The organism is Trujillonella humicola (genome assembly GCF_046233715.1).
GTDB classification, from domain to species: Bacteria; Actinomycetota; Actinomycetes; order Mycobacteriales; family Geodermatophilaceae; genus Trujillonella; species Trujillonella humicola.
On sequence record NZ_JBJNRJ010000081.1, the window covers coordinates 1 to 17,051 of the forward strand.

Below are 17,051 nucleotides of genomic sequence, written 5' to 3' on the forward strand. Positions count from 1 at the left end.
CCCCCCCCCCCCCCCCCCCCCCCCCCCCCCCCCCCCCCCCCCCCCCCCCCCCCCCCCCCCCCCCCCCCCCCCCCCCCCCCCCCCCCCCCCCCGCCCCCCACCCCCCCCCCCCCCCCCCCCACTCCGCTAGGGGACCCGGGTGGGGTCGAAGCCGTAGGGGAGCTCGAGCCGGTGACGGGCCAGCAGGTCGGCGTCGGCGAGCAGCTCGCGGGTCGGCCCGTCGGCGACCACCACGCCCCCGTCGAGCACCACCGAGCGCGGGCACAGCTGCAGGGCGTAGGGCAGGTCGTGGGTGACCATCAGCATCGTCACCGGCAGGGCCTCCAGGACCTCGGCGAGCTCGCGCCGGCCGGCCGGGTCGAGGTTGGACGACGGCTCGTCGAGCACCAGCACCTCCGGGTGCATCGACAGCACCGTCGCGACGGCGACCCGGCGGCGCTGGCCGAACGACAGGTGGTGCGGCGGGCGGTCGGCCACCCCGGCCATGCCCACCTGGTCCAGCGCCGCGGCCACCCGGGCGCTCACCTCGTCCTCGGGCAGGCCGAGGTTGCGCGGGCCGAACGCGACGTCCTCGCCGACGGTGGGCATGAACAGCTGGTCGTCGGGATCCTGGAAGACGACGCCCACCCGGCGCCGCACCTCCTGCAGCGTGCGCTTGCCCACCGGCAGCCCGGCCACGGCGACCCGGCCGCGGCCGCCGCTCAGCACCCCGTTGAGGTGCAGCACCAGCGTCGTCTTGCCCGCGCCGTTGGGGCCCAGCAGCGCCACCCGCTCCCCGCGCTCGACCCGCAGGTCGACCCCGTACAGCGCCTGGTGGCCGTCGGGGTAGGCGAACGCGACGTCCTCCACCAGGAGGCTGGGCTCGGGACGGGAGCCGCCCGGCGGGCTCGGCAGGGCGGCGCTCACCCGACCAGGATCCCCGCCCCGAGCACGGTGGCGGCGGCCAGGGGCAGGCTCAGGCCGGCGGCCCACTGGGAGGGCCGCACCGCGGCCGCCGGGGCGCCGGCCAGCCGGCCGGTGTAGCCCCGGGACAGCATCGCCAGGTGCACCCGCTCGCCCCGCTCGTAGGAGCGCACGAACAGCGATGCCGCCGCCGGGCCGAGCACCCGCAGCGCGCCGAGGTGACGGGGACGGAAACCGCGGGACTCACGGGCGACCCGCATGCGGCGCAGCTCGCCGGAGACGACGTCGGCGTAGCGGATCATGAACGACAGGATCTGCACGAGGAGGGCGGGCAACCGCAGCCGTTCCAGCCCGCGCAGCAGTTCGCGGGCCTCCGTGGTGGCCGCGAGCACGGTGGCCGCCAGCACCGACAACGTCGCCTTGGCCAGCAGCCCGCCGCCGGCGGTCAGCCCGCTCTCGGACAGCGACAGCCCCGCCACCTCGACCCGCGGTCCGCGCGACACGAACGGCAGCAGCAGCGCGAAGACCACGAACGGCAGCTCCACCGCCAGGCCGCGCACCAGCCGGCGGGGGGTCAGCCGGGCGACCGCGGCGACGCCGAGCACGAGCACGAGGAACCCGCCGTAGGCCGCCCACGCCCAGCCGGCGTGCACCGGGGTGGCGACGACGACCAGGGCGAAGGCGACGACCGCGACGAGCTTGACGTGCGGCGGCAGCCGGTGCACCACGCTGGAGCCCGGGACGTAGGCGGCGCCCAGCGCCCCGCCGTGCCCGGCCCCCACTCAGCCCGCCCGGTCGGCGGCGACCGGCTCGCCGGGGACCGCGCCGGCCTCCGTCGCGTCCCCGCCGCGGCGGCGACGCAGCGCCAGCGTCAGCCCGCCGGCCAGGACGAGGGTGACCGCGACGCCGATGACGCCGGCCAGCCCGCCGGACAGCCGCCCGTCGTCCACGCCGCTGACGGCGTAGTCGGCCAGCGGGGAGCCGGCGGTGGCGCTGTCGCGCGCGGTGGAGCCGAAGCCCTCCTCCTCGGCCGACCACTCCAGGCCGTCGGGGGACGAGGAGGCGTAGTAGCTGCCGACGCCGGCGATCAGCAGGGCGGCGAGCAGGCCGACGAGCAGGAAGGCGCGGTTGCGGCGGCTCACCGGACGCTCCCGGCGGCCGGTGCGACCGACGGCCGGGGCGCGAGGTCGGCCGGCCGGCGCAGGTGCGCCGCGCCGTGGACCAGGTCCGGCCGCACGGTGAGGACCGCGCCCAGGACGGCGACGGTGATCGCCGCCTCGCCGAGGCCGATGAGCACGTGGATGCCGCCCATGGTCGCCGCGACGGCCCCCAGCGAGACGTCGGCGACCCCGCCGACGGCGAACAGGCCGACGAAGGCCAGCGCGGCCGCCGGCACGGACAGGAAGGCCCCGGCCCCGGCGGCGGCGAGCACGCCGGTGCGCGTGCGCGGCAGCAGCCGCACCAGCACGCGGAACGTCCCGTAGCCGACCAGTACCGCGACCAGGCCCATGAGCGTGATGTTGGTGCCCAGCGCGGTCAGCCCGCCGTCGGCGAACAGCACCGCCTGCACGACCAGGACGACGGTCATGCACAACACCGCCGTCCACGGCCCGACGAGCACCCCCGTCAGGGCGCCGCCGATCAGGTGCCCGCTGGTCCCGGCGCCGACCGGGAAGTTCATCATCTGCACGGCGAAGACGAAGGCCGCCGTCAGGCCCGCCAGGGGCGCGGTGCGCTCGTCGAGCTCGCGGCGCGCGCCGCGCAGCGCGAGGGCGACGGTGCCCGCGGCGACCACGCCCGTGGCCACCGAGGTCGGGGCGTCGAGGAAGCCGTCGGGGACGTGCACGCTGCCTCCAGCGGGAGCGGGACCGCACGGGCCCGTCGGCCCGGCGGCGCGAGCTTATTGCATGCGAGTGGCAACTGCGACGGCTTCGCAGGTGCGCCCGGGTGCGGGGCGTCCGGGCGCGGGAGGGGTGTGCGCAACGCGGGCGAAACACGATCCCGGGACACGCGCGGCGGAGTTCACCGCCCGGAAACAGCCGGGAGCTCCCAGGCGAAACAGCGGTTCGGCACGGTGAACGCCGGTCGCTCCTCCGGAGAGGAGCACCGCCCACCCGCCGGTAGCGCCCCGCTCCCGGTGCCCGAGTACCCCGCCCCTGGCGGGTCCGCGGCCGCGGCCGCCCACCCACGACAGGAGGTTGCCGTGCTGGACACCGGCAACACCGCCTGGATCCTCACCAGCGCGTCGCTCGTGCTGCTGATGACCCCGGGCCTGGCGCTCTTCTACGGCGGCATGGTCCGCGCCAAGAGCGTCCTCAACATGATGATGATGAGCTTCGGCGCGCTGGCCCTCATCCCGATCCTCTGGGTGCTCTGGGGCTACTCGATCGCGTTCGGGGACGACGTCGGCGGCGGCCTGCTCGGCGACCCGTTCGAGTACTTCGGGCTGCAGGGCCTGATGGAGGACACCGACGCGGCGCTGCCGGCGATGGCCTTCGTCGGCTTCCAGGCCGTGTTCGCCATCATCACCGTCGCGCTCATCTCCGGCGCCATCGCCGACCGCGCCCGCTTCGGCTCGTGGATGGTCTTCGCCGGGATCTGGGCCACCATCGTCTACTTCCCGGTCGCGCACTGGGTCTTCGCCTTCGACGGCGACGACGTGGTCGGCGGCTGGATCGCCAACGACCTCGCCGCCATCGACTTCGCCGGCGGCACCGCGGTGCACATCAACGCCGGCGCCGCCGGCCTGGCGCTCGCCCTCGTGCTCGGCACGCGCCGCGGCTTCGGCCGCGAGGCGATGCGCCCGCACAACCTGACCCTCGTCATGGCCGGGGCCGGGCTGCTGTGGTTCGGCTGGTTCGGGTTCAACGCCGGCTCCGCGCTCGCCGCCGACAACGCCGCCTCCGTCGTCTGGGTCAACACCCTGGTCGCCACCGGCGCCGCCGTCCTGGGCTGGCTGCTCACGGAGAAGATCCGTGACGGGCACTCGACCTCGCTGGGCGGGGCCTCCGGTGTCGTGTCCGGCCTGGTCGCCATCACCCCGGCCTGCTCGTCGGTCTCGCCGATCGGCGCCATCCTCATCGGAGTCATCGCCGGTGTGCTCTGCGCCCTCGCCGTCGGCCTGAAGTACCGGCTGGGCTACGACGACTCGCTCGACGTCGTCGGCGTCCACCTCGTGGGCGGCATCGTCGGGACCGTGCTGATCGGGTTCTTCGCGACCGACGCCGCCCCGGCCGGCGTCGACGGCCTCTTCTACGGCGGCGGCGTCGACCAGCTGTGGCGCCAGGTGGTGGGTGCCCTGGCGGTGCTCGTGTTCTCCTTCGTGGTGACGTACGTGATCGGGTTCGCCATCCAGAAGACCATGGGCTTCCGTCTCGCCGAGGAGGACGAGGTGACCGGGATCGACCAGGTGGTCCACGCCGAGTCGGGGTATGACTTCGCCTCCCTGGGGAGCAGCGGGTCCTCCGCCCCGCTGGGCGCCCAGGCACGGGCCGAGGCCCGCAACATCGAAGGGAGCCGGGCGTGAAGCTCGTCACCGCCATCGTCAAGCCGTTCAAGCTCGACGACGTCAAGAACGCCCTCGAGCTGATCGGCATCGCAGGTCTGACCGTCAGCGAGGTCCAGGGCTTCGGCCGCCAGCGGGGCCACACCGAGGTGTACCGCGGGGCGGAGTACCAGGTCGACTTCGTCCCGAAGGTCCGCATCGAGATCGTCGTCAGCGAGCTCGACGCCGCGCGGGTGGTCGACGCCGTCGTGGAGTCGGCCTCCACCGGACAGATCGGCGACGGCAAGGTCTGGGTGACCACGATCGACGAGATCGTGCGGGTCCGCACCGGCGAGCGCGGCGCGGACGCCCTGTAGGGCACGGCGGGACGTCGGCCGGGGCGGCGGGGGCGACCCCGCCACCCCGGCCGACGCGTTCCCGGTCCCCGGCGCCCCCGGCGCCACACCGCGGCGCCCCTGCGTGCGCCGCCACCCGGGCGCCTCCGGCGCCCCCGCCGACACCCCTGGGGGAGACGTGCTCGACACCGACTCGTTGCCCGCGCTGCCGCGGGATCGGCGGGTGCAGGCCCTCGACACCTGGCTGGCGGGCCTGCTCGACGACGCGGTCGCCGGTACCCCGCCACCGGCCGCCCGCCGCGGCGCCCCGGCTCCCCGGGCCGGGCTCGAGGGGCTGGCGCTGGTGGCGGTCGGCAGCCTCGGCCGCCGCGAGCTGCCCCCGCACGGCGACCTCGACCTGGTCCTCGTGCACGACGGCCGACCGGAGATCGCGGCGCTGGCCGACGCCGTCTGGTACCCGGTGTGGGACGCGGGGCTCAAGCTCGACCACTCGGTGCGCACCGTCGCCGAGGCGGTGGCCGTCGCCTCCACCGACGCCAAGGCGGGGCTCGGTCTGCTCGACGCCCGGCTGGTCGCCGGCGACGCCGACCTCGCCGCCCGGCTGCGGACGGCCACCCTGGGCAGCTGGCGCCAGTCGGCGGCCCGGCTGCTGCCCCAGCTGCGCGACCTGCGCCGCGACCGCGCCCGGCGGGTCGGTGAGCTGGCGTTCCTGCTCGAGCCGGACCTCAAGGAGGCCTACGGCGGGCTGCGCGAGGGCCAGGTGCTGCGCGCGGTCGCCGCCGCGCAGCTGGCCGACGAGCCCTCGCGAGAGGCCGAGGACGCCTACGCGTTCCTCCTCGACGTCCGCGACGAGCTGCGCCGGCGCTCCGGCCGGGCCTCCGACGTCCTGGTGCGCCAGGAGCAGCGCCCGGTGGCGGTCGCCCTGGGCCTCGCGGACGAGGACGCCCTGCTGCGCGAGGTCAGCCTGGCCGGCCGCCGCCTGGCGTTCGTGGCCGACGGCACGTGGCGCCGGGTGGAGGCCGCGCTCGTCCGCCGTCCGCGGGGCCGTTACCGCCGGGTGCACCGCGAGCCCCTCGCCGACGGCGTCGTCCGCCAGGGCGACGAGGTGGTGCTGGCCCGCGACGCGCGGCCGGCCGCCGACCCCGGCCTGGTGCTGCGCGGTGCCGCCGCCGCCGCGCGCGCCGACCTGCTCCTGTCGCCGTACACGCTGAAGGTGCTCGCGGTCCACGGCCCGCCGGTCCCCGAGCCGTGGCCGGCGGAGGTCCGGTGGTCGTTCCTGCGGCTGCTGGCCAGCGGTCGCAGCGCGGTGCCGGTGATCGAGCAGCTGGACCAGGAGGGCCTGTGGGCCCCGCTGCTGCCCGAGTGGGAGCGCGTCCGGTCGCTGCCGCAGCGTCATCCCTGGCACCGCTTCACCGTCGACCGCCACCTGGTCGAGGCCGCGGCCGCCGCGGCCGAGCTGACCCGGGACGTCGACCGGCCCGACCTGCTGCTCGTCGGTGCCCTGCTGCACGACATCGGCAAGGGCTGGCCCGGCGACCACAGCGTCGTCGGCGAGCCGATCGGCGCCGCGATCGCCACCCGCATGGGCTTCGGGGCGGCGGACGTCGCGACGCTGGCGGCGATGGTCCGCCACCACCTGCTCCTGCCCGACACCGCCACGCGGCGCGACATCGACGACCCGGCGACGATCACCCGGGTCGGCGACACCCTCGGCGGCGACCCGGCGCTGCTCCAGCTGCTGCACGCGCTCGCCCAGGCAGACGGCGCGGCGACGTCGGCGTCGGCCTGGTCCCCGTGGAAGGCGCACCTGGTGGCGGCGCTGGTCGCCCGGGTGCAGGGCGCGATGAGCAGCGGTGGCGCCGGCACCCGGGACCCCGAGCCGGTGCTGCACCCGACGCAACCGCAGGCCACGGCCTCGCCGCAGGCCGCCGGTGCCGCCGACGGCGACCGGGTGGCCGTCGCCGTCGGCATCGAGGACGTCGCCGACGGCCAGCAGATCACCGTCGGCGCCCCCGACCGGCCCGGCCTGTTCAGCGTGCTGGCCGGGGTGATGGCGCTCAACCAGCTGGACGTGCGGGCCGCGAAGGTCAACGTGCTCGACGGGCGGACGACGGCGGTCTTCGCGGTGCGCCCCCGGTTCGGCCGGGCTCCGGACGCGGCGATCCTGGCCGACGCCGTCCGGGCGGCGCTGGAGGGCACCCTGCCGCTGGCCGAGCGGCTGCGGCAGCGGGAGGCCGACTACCGGCAGGACGGCACGCGGGCGGCGCCGCCGCGGATCTCCTGGCACGACTCGGAGGCCAGCGGGGAGCAGAACAGCATCGTGGAGGTGCGCGCCGGGGACCGCGCCGGGCTGCTGCACCGGCTCACCGCCGCGCTGGCCGGGGAGGGCCTGGACGTCACCTCCGCCCGCGTGGAGACCCTCGGTGCCGACGCCGCCGACTACTTCTACGTGTGCAACGCCACCCGGGAGCCGATCGACGCCGCCCAGCGGGCCCGGGTCGAGGTGGCGCTGGTCAGCGCCGCCCGCGGGGCGCCGGAGCCGGTGGCCAGCGGGCGGGGGAGCGGGGACACGCCGGGCTGAGGTCCGCGTTCCTGTCGGATGCGCGTGTTCTCCTCGGGTCGAGACGGAACGGTCCCGTCTGGTGCGAGAGGAGCGCGGCGTGTCCGACATCCGCGAGTGGCCCTGCCCCGACTGCGGGGACGTGCGAGCGTTCGTCCAGCCGCCGTGCGCCGACGGGCACACCGACGAGGGCGGCGAGTGCCCCGAGTGGGTTTGCGCCGACTGCGGCACCGCGCTGGTGTCCGGGGTCGCCCCGTCCGCCGCGGCGGCCACCGCCCGCCGCGCCGCCTGATCGTCCCCGCCGCCGGGGCTCTGCCGATGCGGCCCGGTGGGGAGTCGCGCGGTCTCGGATCCGCGTAGCCTGCTTCGCATGACGTCCTCGCCGGGGTGGACCTTCCTGTCCAACCACGGGCACGTCCTGGTGAGCATCAGCGCCGACCCCGACGTCCGCATGCGCGACGTCGCGGAGCGCGTCGGGATCACCGAGCGGGCGGTGCAGATGATCGTGGCCGACCTGGAGCGGGCCGGCTACGTCGAGCGGGAGCGCATCGGCCGGCGCAACCGCTACACGGTCGTGCCGGACACCCGCTTCCGGCACCCGCTCGAGGAGCACGTCCGCGTGGGTGACTTCCTCGCCCTGGTCCTCAGCGATGCGGGGCTCCCGGCGGCGCGGGCGCGCAGCGGAGCGGGGTCCGCCGCGGCTGACCCCGGACGTGGGGGGTGGCGGCTCCGGCCCGCCCCGCGGGTGGTCACCACCTCGCCGGCGGCGCTCGATCCCGGGTGACCGGCATCACGGCCGACCCCGTGCTCCCCGCCGGAGGCCGTCCGGGCGGGGATGTCGATACCCTGAGGAGCAGGAGGCGCGAGGGTCCGGACGTCCCGGGCCGGCCCGCTGCCGTGTCGCCGGTCGTGCGGACCGGCGGGCCGCGCCCACGACCAGCCGAGGTATGCCCGTGTTCGAGACGCTCTCCGACCGCCTGGACAAGGTCTTCACCGGCCTGCGGGGCAAGGGTCGGCTGACAGACGCCGACATCGACGCCACCGCCCGCGAGATCCGCATCGCGCTGCTCGAGGCCGACGTCGCTCTGCCGGTGGTGCGGGCCTTCATCACCGCCGTCAAGGAGCGGGCGCGGGGGGCGGAGGTCTCCCAGGCGCTCAACCCCGCTCAGCAGGTCGTCAAGATCGTCAACGAGGAGCTCGTCCAGGTCCTCGGCGGGGAGACCCGACGGCTGCGCTACGCCAAGACCTCGCCCACGGTGATCATGCTGGCCGGCCTCCAGGGTGCCGGTAAGACGACGCTCGCCGGCAAGCTGGGCCTGTGGCTGAAGGGCCAGGGTCACACGCCGCTGCTCGTCGCGGCCGACCTGCAGCGGCCCAACGCGGTCAACCAGCTGTCGATCGTGGCCGGTCAGGCCGGGGTCGACGTCTACGCGCCCGAGCCGGGCAACGGCGTCGGCGACCCGATCAAGGTGGCCGCCGACTCCATCGACCACGCCCGCCGCACGATGCACGACGTCGTCGTCGTCGACACCGCCGGACGGCTGGGCATCGACGCCGAGCTGATGGCCCAGGCCGCCGGCATCCGGGACGTCGTCCACCCTGACGAGACCCTCTTCGTCGTCGACGCGATGATCGGCCAGGACGCGGTGACGACCGCCGAGGCGTTCCGGGACGGCGTCGGCTTCAGCGGTGTGGTGCTGACCAAGCTCGACGGCGACGCCCGCGGTGGTGCGGCGCTGTCGGTCCGCCACGTGACCGGCCAGCCGATCATGTTCGCCTCCACCGGCGAGAAGCTCACCGACTTCGACGTCTTCCACCCCGAGCGGATGGCCTCGCGCATCCTCGGCATGGGCGACGTCCTCACCCTCATCGAGCAGGCCGAGCAGGCGTTCGACGCCGACCAGGCCGAGCGGATGGCCGGCAAGCTCGCCGCCCGCGAGGGCTTCACCCTCGAGGACTTCCTCGAGCAGATGATGGCCATCCGCAAGATGGGCCCGATCGCCAACCTGCTCGGCATGCTGCCCGGTGCCGGGCAGATGAAGGAGCAGCTCAAGCAGATCGACGACCGGGACCTGGACCGGACGGCGGCGATCATCCGCTCGATGACGCCGGAGGAGCGGGTCAACTCCAAGATCATCAACGCCTCGCGGCGGGTCCGGATCGCCAACGGCTCCGGGGTCAGCGTCACCGACGTCAACCAGCTCCTGGAGCGGTTCGCCCAGGCGCAGAAGATGATGGGCCAGATGGCCGGCAGCATGGGCCTGCCCGGCATGGGCCCCATGTCGAAGAAGGCCCGCGGCCGGCAGATGCAGGCCCAGTCGAAGAAGGGCAAGGGCAAGAAGGGCAAGGGCAAGGCGCCCGCCCGCCGCCCCATGGGTGCCGCCGGCCTGCCCCCGGGTGCCTTCGGCGGCGGCGGTGGCATGCCGGGCGGGATGCCCCAGCTGCCCCCGGGCCAGGGCCTGCCGGACCTCACCAAGCTCAACTTCGACCAGTTCAAGGACGGCGGGCGCTGACCGCCCCGGCCCTGCACCTCGCGGGCGTCGTCCTCCCCGAGGGCGAGCACCGCGACCTGTGGGTGCGCGACGGGCACCTCACCGCCGAACCGGTGCCCGGCGCCGAGACGGTCTCCCGCGGCGGGTTCGTGCTGCCGGGGCTGGTCGACGCGCACTGCCACGTCGGCATCGCCCGCGGCGGCGGGCCCGTGGAGACGCTCGACGGGCTGCGCGAGCAGGCGCTGGCCGAGCGGGACGCCGGCGTCCTCGCGCTGCGCGACTGCGGCTCGCCGGTCGACACCCGGGCCCTGGACGACGAGCCCGACCTGCCGCGGATCATCCGCGCCGGCCGGCACCTCGCCCGCACCCGCCGCTACCTGCCCGGCCTCGGCATCGAGCTCGAGCCCGCGGACCTGGTGGCCGAGGTGCGGGTGCAGGCCCGCCGCGGCGACGGCTGGGTCAAGCTGATCGGCGACTGGATCGACCGCTCGGTCGGTGACCTCGCTCCGGAATGGCCGGCCGACGTCCTCGCCGCGGCCATCGCCGCCGCCCACGAGGAGGGCGCGAAGGTCACCGCGCACACGTTCGGCACCGACGCGCTGCCCGACCTGATCCGGGCGGGCATCGACTGCGTCGAGCACGGCACCGGGCTGACCGAGGAGCTGATCGGGGAGATGGCCGCGCGCGGCACCGCCGTCGTCCCGACGCTGGTGAACGTCGAGAACTTCCCCGGGTTCGCCGCCGCGGGGGAGAAGCGCTTCCCGGCGTACGCGTCCACGATGCGGCGGCTGCACGCGAGCTCCGGCGCGGTCGTCCGGGCGGCCCACGAGGCCGGGGTCCCCGTCTTCGCCGGCACCGACGCCGGCGGCGGCATCGACCACGGCCGGGTGGCCGACGAGATCCGCGCGCTGGCCGACGCCGGGCTGCCCGCCGAGGCCGCGCTGGCGGCCGGGTCGTGGGCGGCCCGCACCTGGCTCGGGCTGCCGAACGTCGTCGACGGGGCTCCCGCCGACCTCGTGGTCTACGACACCGACCCGCGTGCCGACCTCGACGTCCTCGCCCGGCCGTCGCTCACCGTCCTGCGCGGCCGCGTCGTCGCCCGACCCGGCCGCTGATCCCCGTGTCCGGCGCGACGGCACTGTTGCTGCTCGCCGGTCTGGCGCTGCTCGTCGTGGGCGGGGAGCTGCTCGTGCGCGGCGGCAGCCTCCTCGGCCGCGCGATGGGCCTGTCGCGGCTGGTGATCGGCCTGACCGTCGTCGCCGCCTGCACCTCGGCACCGGAGATGGCGGTGACGGTGGCCGCGAGCCTGGGCGGCAGCCCGGGCCTGGCGGTGGGCAACGTGGTCGGCAGCAACGTCGTGAACCTCCTGCTCATCCTCGGTGTGTCCGCCCTGGCCGCGCCGCTGGTGGTGCGGGCGCAGATCGTCCGCCTCGACCTGCCGGTGCTGATCGTCTTCACCGCCGTGCTGCTGCTCATGGCGCTGGACGGCACCGTCTCCGTGCTGGAGGGCGGAGTCCTCCTGCTCGCCCTCGTCGGGTATGCCGCCGTCCTGCTCCGCCTGGGCCGGCGGGCCGTGGCGCGGGCGGGCGGAGCCGGGGAGGACGACGAGCAGCGGGAGGACCCGCCGCCGGCCGCGCGCGGACGGAGCGTGCTGTCCGGGACCGGCCTGGTGCTCGTGGGCGTCGTCCTGCTCGTGGTCGGTGCGCGGTGGCTGGTCGACGCCGCCGTCACCGTGGCCACCGACCTGGGCGTCAGCGACCTGGTGATCGGCCTGACGGTCGTCGCCGTCGGGACGTCGCTCCCCGAGCTGGTGACCTCGGTCGTCGCCGCGCTCCGGGGCGAGCGGGACATCGCGGTGGGCAACGCCGTGGGCAGCAGCATCTTCAACATCGGCGCGGCGCTGGGCGCGGCCGCGGTGGTCAGCACCGGCGGGATCCCGATCGCGCCCAGCGTCGTGCGCTTCGACCTCCCGGTGGCGCTCGCGGTGGCGGTGGCGGTGCTGCCGCTCGCCTTCACCGGGTTCGTCCTCCGGCGCTGGGAGGGGGCGCTCCTGGTCGCCTACTACGGCGTCTACCTGCTCTACCTGCTGCTGGACGCGACCGACCACGACGCCCTGCCGGCCTTCAGCGCGGTGATGCTCGCCTTCGTCCTCCCGATCACCGCGCTGGGTCTGCTGACCGCCGTGGCCCACGAGGTGCGCCGCCGCCGGGCCGCGCCCGGCGGGGCGGGGCGCGCGCCCCGGGACGGGGGACCCGCACGCGACCCCGGGGGGTAGGTCGACAATGTCCCCGTGCTCCTCCGGATGTCCTCCCTGTTCCTGCGCACCCTGCGCGACGACCCGGCCGATGCCGAGGTGCCCAGCCACCGGCTGCTGGTCCGCGCCGGCTACATCCGCCGCGCCGCGCCGGGCGGGTTCACCTGGCTGCCGCTGGGCTACCGGGTCTTCCGCAACGTCGAGCGCGTCGTCCGCGAGGAGATGGACGCGATGGGCGCCCAGGAGGTGCACTTCCCGGCGCTGCTGCCCCGCGAGCCCTACGAGGCCACCGGCCGCTGGACCGAGTACGGCCCGAACCTCTTCCGGCTGCAGGACCGGCGGGGCAACGACTTCCTGCTCGGCCCCACCCACGAGGAGATGTTCACGCTCCTGGTGAAGGACCTGTACTCGTCCTACAAGGACCTGCCGCTGTCGCTGTACCAGATCCAGACCAAGTACCGGGACGAGGCGCGGCCGCGGGCCGGGCTGTTCCGCGGCCGCGAGTTCACGATGAAGGACAGCTACTCCTTCGACGTCGACGACGCCGGGCTGGACAAGTCCTACGCCGCGCACCGCGACGCCTACATCCGCATCTTCGACCGGCTGGGCCTGGACTACGTCATCGTCTCGGCGATGTCCGGTGCCATGGGCGGTTCGCGGAGCGAGGAGTTCCTGCACCCCACCGCGATCGGTGAGGACACCTTCGTCCGCTCGGCCGGTGGGTACGCCGCGAATGTCGAGGCGGTCACCACCGTCGTCCCCGACGAGATCCCGCTCGACGGGCTGCCGGCCGCGCACGTCGAGGACACCCCCGGCACCCCGACGATCGAGACCCTGGTCGCGGTGGCGCAGCAGCTGTTCCCCGACGCCGGCCACACCGCCGCCTCGACGCTGAAGAACGTCCTCGTCACGCTGGTGCACCCCGACGGCACCCGGGAGCCGGTCGCGATCGGCGTCCCCGGCGACCGCGAGGTCGACGCCAAGCGGCTGGAGGCGCAGGTCGCGCCGGCCGAGGTCGAGCCGTTCACGGAGTTCGACGAGCACCCGGCGCTGGTCAAGGGCTACATCGGCCCGCAGGTGCTCGGCGCCGGCAGCGCGTCGGGCATCCGCTACCTGGTCGACCCGCGCGTGGTGACCGGCACGCGGTGGATCACCGGCGCCAACGAGGCCGGCAAGCACGTGTTCGACCTGGTCGCCGGCCGGGACTTCGGCTGGGACGGCGTGGTCGAGGCCGCCGAGGTGCTGCCCGGGGACCCCGCGCCGGACGGCTCGGGTGCGCTGGAGCTCGCCCGCGGCGTGGAGATGGGGCACATCTTCCAGCTGGGCCGCAAGTACGCCGAGGCGCTGGACCTGAGGGTGCTCGACGAGAACGGCAAGCTCGTCACGGTCACGATGGGCTCCTACGGCATCGGCGTCTCCCGCGCGGTCGCGGCGATCGCCGAGTCCACGCACGACGAGCTCGGGCTGGTCTGGCCGCGCGAGGTCGCGCCGGCCGACGTCCACGTCGTCGCCACCGGGAAGGACACCGCCGTCTTCACCGCCGCCGAGGATCTGGCGCAGGCGCTCGTGCGCGCCGGGCTGACCGTGCTGTACGACGACCGGCCGAAGGTGTCGCCCGGGGTGAAGTTCAAGGACGCCGAGCTGCTCGGCATGCCGACGATCGTCACCGTGGGCCGAGGTCTGGCCGACGGTGTCGTGGAGCTGCGCGACCGGGCCACGGGGGAGCGCCAGGAGGTGCCGGTCGCCGAGGCCGCCGACCGCGTGCTGGCCGCCGTCAGGAGCTGACGGCGACCAGCTCGACCTCGAAGCCGTCGCCGTCCTCCAGGTAGGCGGCGCGGTGGTCCGGCCCGCCGGCGAAGGGGTGGCGGTCGGGGAACAGCAGCCGCCACCCGTGCTCGGGCGCCTCGGCGACGAGCGCGTCGAGCTCGCCGGCCGTGCCGGCGTGGAAGGCGAGGTGGTTGAGGCCGGGCGCGCGGCGCTCGTGCCGGGACCCGGCCAGGTCCGGGGACCGCTCGACGACGACGTAGACGTCCCCGCGCCGCCACGACCGGCCGTGCTCCCAGGACCGGTACGGCTGCGCGCCCAGCCGGGTCAGCAGCCAGCCCCAGGACCGCTCGGCCCGCGCCAGGTCGGGCACCCACAGCTCGACGTGGTGCAGCAGACCCCGGCTGGCTCGATCCCCGGTCGTCACGTCTGGCATCATGGTCGGTCGAACACGGCGGTGTGCGGCCCTCTCACCGTGCCCGGCCGTGTCCCTGGCTCCGCCCCGGCGTCCCCCACGCGTCCGTCCGGCGAGCACCGACAGACAGCGTTCGAGGAGAACACGAGCCACCGTGGCCACCAAGATCAAGCTCATGCGCCTGGGCAAGATGCGCGCGCCGTACTACCGCATCGTCGTCGCCGACTCGCGCACCAAGCGGGACGGCCGCTCGATCGAGACGATCGGCAAGTACCACCCGAAGGAGGACCCCTCCTTCATCGAGGTCGACAGCGAGCGGGCGCAGTACTGGCTGGGCGTCGGTGCGCAGCCCACCGAGGCCGTCGCCGCCATCCTCCGGGTCACCGGTGACTGGCAGAAGTTCAAGGGCGAGCCGGCTCCGCCGCCCATGAAGGTCGCCGCCCCGAAGCCGGACAAGAAGGCCCTCTACGAGGCCGCCGTGCTCGACTCCGGGAACGAGCCGGCCGCCGGCGCCACCACCCCGAAGAAGAAGGCCGCCCCCAAGGCCGACGCGCCGGCCGAGACCGTGGCCGAGGCCGCCGCTGCCGGTGGCGAGGGTGCGGCCGCCGGCGCCACCTCGACGCCCGCCGAGTAAGACGTGGTCGAAGAGGCGCTCGAGCACCTGGTCAAGGGCATCGTCGACCACCCGGAGGACGTCCAGGTCGACCTGCTCACCAACCGCCGCGGCAAGACCCTCGAGGTCCGGGTCCACCCCGACGACCTGGGCAAGGTCATCGGCCGTGGCGGGCGCACGGCCAAGGCGCTGCGCACCGTCATGACCGGCGTCGGTGGCCGGGGCCTGCGGGTCGACGTCGTCGACACCGACGGGCGCTGAGTCCTCCTCCCCTTGAGCGCCACCCCTGACGACACCGTGGTGGTCGGCCGCATCGGCCGGCCCCACGGTGTCCGTGGTGAGGTCACCGTCGAGGTCCGCACCGACGACCCCGAGCTGCGCTTCGCCCTGGGAGCGGTCCTGCGCACCGAGCCCGCCGGCCGCGGGCCGCTGACCGTCGTCGGCCGCCGGTGGCACCGCGAGGTGCTGCTGCTGCGGCTGGCCGGACCCGACGGCGTCGAGGTCGGCGCCCGCGAGGCCGCCGAGGAGCTGCGCGACACCGAGCTGCACGTGCCGGTCGCCGACCTCCCCGAGCTCGCCGACCCCGACGCCTTCTACGACCACCAGCTGGTCGGGCTCGCCGCACGGCTGCCCGACGGGTCCGCGCTGGGCGAGGTCAGCGCCGTGCGGCACGAGGGCACCGAGCTGCTCGTCGTCCGGCGCGCCGAGGGCGGGCCCGTGCTCGTCCCGTTCGTCTCCGCGATCGTGCCCACCGTCGACCTCGACGGGGGCTTCGTCGTCGTGGATCCCCCCGAGGGGCTGCTGAACCTGTGACGGCCTTCCGCGTGGACGTCGTCACCATCTTCCCCGAGTACCTGGCGCCGCTGCGCCAGTCGCTGCTGGGCAAGGCCGCCGAGCGGGGCCTGGTGTCCATCGGCGTGCACGACCTGCGGCAGTGGACCGACGACCTGCACCGCACCGTCGACGACGCGCCCTACGGCGGGGGGCCGGGCATGGTCATGCGCCCCGAGCCGTGGGCGCGGGCCCTCGAGCAGGTCCGCCCGCCGGGCACCCGGCTCGTGGTGCCCACCCCGGCCGGCCGGCCGTTCACCCAGGCGGTGGCGGCGTCGTGGGCGGCGGAGCCCGGGCTGGTCTTCGCCTGCGGCCGGTACGAGGGCATCGACCAGCGTGTCGCCGACTGGGCCGCCGGGACCGGCCCGGTCTCCGAGGTCTCGATCGGGGACTACGTCCTGGCCGGCGGGGAGTCCGCGGTGCTGGTCATGGTCGAGGCGGTCACCCGGCTGCTGCCGGGGGTGGTCGGCAACCGCGAGTCCGTGGAGCTCGACTCGCACGCCGACGGTCTGCTCGAGGGGCCCTCCTACACCCGCCCGGCGTCGTGGCGCGGCCGGGAGGTGCCGCCGGTGCTGCTGTCGGGCGACCACGCCGCGATCGCCCGCTGGCGGCGCGCGGAGTCGCTGCGCCGCACCGCCGTCCGCCGGCCCGATCTGCTGGCGGCGCTGCCGGACGAGGCGCTGTCGGCCGCCGACCGGGCGGTCCTCGACGGTGACTGAGCGGGCGTGGGTGCGGCCCACCGCGCGCGTCGTCGTGCTGGACCCGGCCGGGCGGGTGCTGCTGCTGGGTGCCCGTCTGTCCGGCCCGGACGAGGTGCCCGGCGACGTGCTGTTCTGGTACACGCCCGGCGGGGGAGTGGAGGACGGCGAGTCGGTGCGCGTGGCCGCCGTCCGCGAGCTCGCCGAGGAGATCGGTCTGGTGGCCGACCCCGCGGCGCTGGAGGGACCGGTGTGGTTCCGCCGCCACCTGGGTGCCTTCGGCGGCGTCGACATCGACTCGCGGGAGACCTTCTTCGCGCTGCGCGACGTCGAGCACACCGTGGACGCCTCGGGCCGCACCGAGCTGGAGGTGCTCGGGGACGAGCCGCACCGCTGGTGGACGGTCGACGAGATCGCCGCCAGCGACGAGACCTTCGCGCCCGCCGACCTCGCCGACGCCCTGGCCGAGCTGCTGCGCGGCCCGCACCGGGGGCCGCCGCGCTTCGTCGCCTGAAGTCGTGGCAGAATGGCTAGCTGCTGCACGACCGTCGGCCTCGCCGATGGGGCTCGGCACCACGCCTGAGCCGCAGCTCCCCGGGGGGGGGGGGGGGGGGGGGGGGGGGGGGGGGTCCGCGGAGTCCACCCCTCGACCGGCTCACTGACGGCGATTATCACACACGC

The 17,051-nt window shown here is 75.5% G+C and carries 19 protein-coding genes; 14 read left to right on the forward strand and 5 right to left on the reverse strand.

The window, feature by feature from the left end:
- Window positions 1–126 precede the first annotated feature (126 nt).
- From ACK586_RS23935 to ACK586_RS23950, 4 genes are read right to left on the reverse strand one after another with little or no spacing between them, the layout of a single operon-like run.
- Window positions 127–906 carry an energy-coupling factor ABC transporter ATP-binding protein gene (locus tag ACK586_RS23935; RefSeq protein WP_409333033.1) on the reverse strand — a complete coding sequence of 260 codons (780 nt, stop codon included), beginning with the start codon at window positions 904–906 and terminating at the stop codon, window positions 127–129.
- A complete protein-coding gene (gene cbiQ, locus ACK586_RS23940; RefSeq protein WP_409333034.1) occupies window positions 903–1,685 on the reverse strand; it encodes a cobalt ECF transporter T component CbiQ in 783 nt (260 codons plus the stop codon). Before cbiQ ends, ACK586_RS23935 begins: the two co-directional genes overlap by 4 nt.
- Window positions 1,686–2,045 carry a PDGLE domain-containing protein gene (locus tag ACK586_RS23945; protein ID WP_409333035.1) on the reverse strand — a complete coding sequence of 120 codons (360 nt, stop codon included), beginning with the start codon at window positions 2,043–2,045 and terminating at the stop codon, window positions 1,686–1,688.
- The gene (locus ACK586_RS23950) at window positions 2,042–2,749 is read right to left on the reverse strand and encodes an energy-coupling factor ABC transporter permease (protein ID WP_409333036.1); all 708 of its coding nucleotides are present in this window, start codon (window positions 2,747–2,749) and stop codon (window positions 2,042–2,044) included. The genes ACK586_RS23945 and ACK586_RS23950 overlap by 4 nt, the downstream gene beginning before the upstream one ends.
- 357 nt (window positions 2,750–3,106) lie before the next feature.
- Here ACK586_RS23950 and ACK586_RS23955 point away from each other — a divergent pair, with 357 nt between their 5' ends.
- From ACK586_RS23955 to ACK586_RS23995, 9 genes are all read left to right on the forward strand, one after another.
- The gene (locus ACK586_RS23955; protein WP_409333037.1) at window positions 3,107–4,429 is read left to right on the forward strand and encodes an ammonium transporter; all 1,323 of its coding nucleotides are present in this window, start codon (window positions 3,107–3,109) and stop codon (window positions 4,427–4,429) included.
- On the forward strand, window positions 4,426–4,764 hold the full coding sequence (locus ACK586_RS23960) for a P-II family nitrogen regulator (protein WP_409333038.1): 339 nt from the start codon (window positions 4,426–4,428) through the stop codon (window positions 4,762–4,764). The genes ACK586_RS23955 and ACK586_RS23960 overlap by 4 nt, the downstream gene beginning before the upstream one ends.
- 157 nt (window positions 4,765–4,921) lie before the next feature.
- Window positions 4,922–7,324: a [protein-PII] uridylyltransferase gene (locus tag ACK586_RS23965; protein ID WP_409333039.1), complete on the forward strand. Its 2,403-nt coding sequence runs from the start codon at window positions 4,922–4,924 to the stop codon at window positions 7,322–7,324.
- A 79-nt stretch (window positions 7,325–7,403) separates the two neighbouring features.
- The gene (locus tag ACK586_RS23970; RefSeq protein ID WP_409333040.1) at window positions 7,404–7,595 is read left to right on the forward strand and encodes a hypothetical protein; all 192 of its coding nucleotides are present in this window, start codon (window positions 7,404–7,406) and stop codon (window positions 7,593–7,595) included.
- Window positions 7,596–7,673: 78 nt separating this feature from the next.
- Complete coding sequence (locus tag ACK586_RS23975; protein ID WP_409333041.1) at window positions 7,674–8,087, forward strand: helix-turn-helix transcriptional regulator; 414 nt, start codon at window positions 7,674–7,676, stop codon at window positions 8,085–8,087.
- A 163-nt stretch (window positions 8,088–8,250) separates the two neighbouring features.
- Window positions 8,251–9,816, forward strand: coding sequence for a signal recognition particle protein (ffh, locus tag ACK586_RS23980; RefSeq protein ID WP_425330397.1), 1,566 nt, complete (start codon window positions 8,251–8,253; stop codon window positions 9,814–9,816).
- A 62-nt stretch (window positions 9,817–9,878) separates the two neighbouring features.
- The gene (locus ACK586_RS23985; protein WP_409333043.1) at window positions 9,879–10,910 is read left to right on the forward strand and encodes an amidohydrolase family protein; all 1,032 of its coding nucleotides are present in this window, start codon (window positions 9,879–9,881) and stop codon (window positions 10,908–10,910) included.
- Window positions 10,911–10,915: 5 nt separating this feature from the next.
- Window positions 10,916–12,070, forward strand: coding sequence for a calcium/sodium antiporter (locus ACK586_RS23990; protein WP_409333044.1), 1,155 nt, complete (start codon window positions 10,916–10,918; stop codon window positions 12,068–12,070).
- A 15-nt stretch (window positions 12,071–12,085) separates the two neighbouring features.
- Window positions 12,086–13,834 carry a proline--tRNA ligase gene (locus tag ACK586_RS23995; protein ID WP_409333045.1) on the forward strand — a complete coding sequence of 583 codons (1,749 nt, stop codon included), beginning with the start codon at window positions 12,086–12,088 and terminating at the stop codon, window positions 13,832–13,834.
- Here ACK586_RS23995 and ACK586_RS24000 read toward each other — a convergent pair.
- On the reverse strand, window positions 13,824–14,240 hold the full coding sequence (locus ACK586_RS24000) for a VOC family protein (RefSeq protein ID WP_409333046.1): 417 nt from the start codon (window positions 14,238–14,240) through the stop codon (window positions 13,824–13,826). The genes ACK586_RS23995 and ACK586_RS24000 overlap by 11 nt on opposite strands.
- Before the next feature lie 142 nt (window positions 14,241–14,382).
- Between ACK586_RS24000 and rpsP the strand changes: the two genes are divergently transcribed.
- Genes rpsP through ACK586_RS24025 form a run of 5 tightly spaced genes read left to right on the forward strand, consistent with a single transcriptional unit; the run spans window position 14,383 to window position 16,884 of the window.
- On the forward strand, window positions 14,383–14,862 hold the full coding sequence (gene rpsP, locus ACK586_RS24005) for a 30S ribosomal protein S16 (protein ID WP_409333047.1): 480 nt from the start codon (window positions 14,383–14,385) through the stop codon (window positions 14,860–14,862).
- A gap of 3 nt (window positions 14,863–14,865) precedes the next feature.
- Window positions 14,866–15,102 carry an RNA-binding protein gene (locus tag ACK586_RS24010; RefSeq protein WP_029432910.1) on the forward strand — a complete coding sequence of 79 codons (237 nt, stop codon included), beginning with the start codon at window positions 14,866–14,868 and terminating at the stop codon, window positions 15,100–15,102.
- 12 nt (window positions 15,103–15,114) lie between these two features.
- Window positions 15,115–15,654, forward strand: coding sequence for a ribosome maturation factor RimM (rimM, locus tag ACK586_RS24015; protein ID WP_409333048.1), 540 nt, complete (start codon window positions 15,115–15,117; stop codon window positions 15,652–15,654).
- A complete protein-coding gene (gene trmD / locus ACK586_RS24020; RefSeq protein WP_409333049.1) occupies window positions 15,651–16,391 on the forward strand; it encodes a tRNA (guanosine(37)-N1)-methyltransferase TrmD in 741 nt (246 codons plus the stop codon). Before rimM ends, trmD begins: the two co-directional genes overlap by 4 nt.
- Window positions 16,384–16,884, forward strand: coding sequence for an NUDIX hydrolase (locus tag ACK586_RS24025; RefSeq protein ID WP_409333050.1), 501 nt, complete (start codon window positions 16,384–16,386; stop codon window positions 16,882–16,884). Before trmD ends, ACK586_RS24025 begins: the two co-directional genes overlap by 8 nt.
- Window positions 16,885–17,051: the final 167 nt, after the last annotated feature.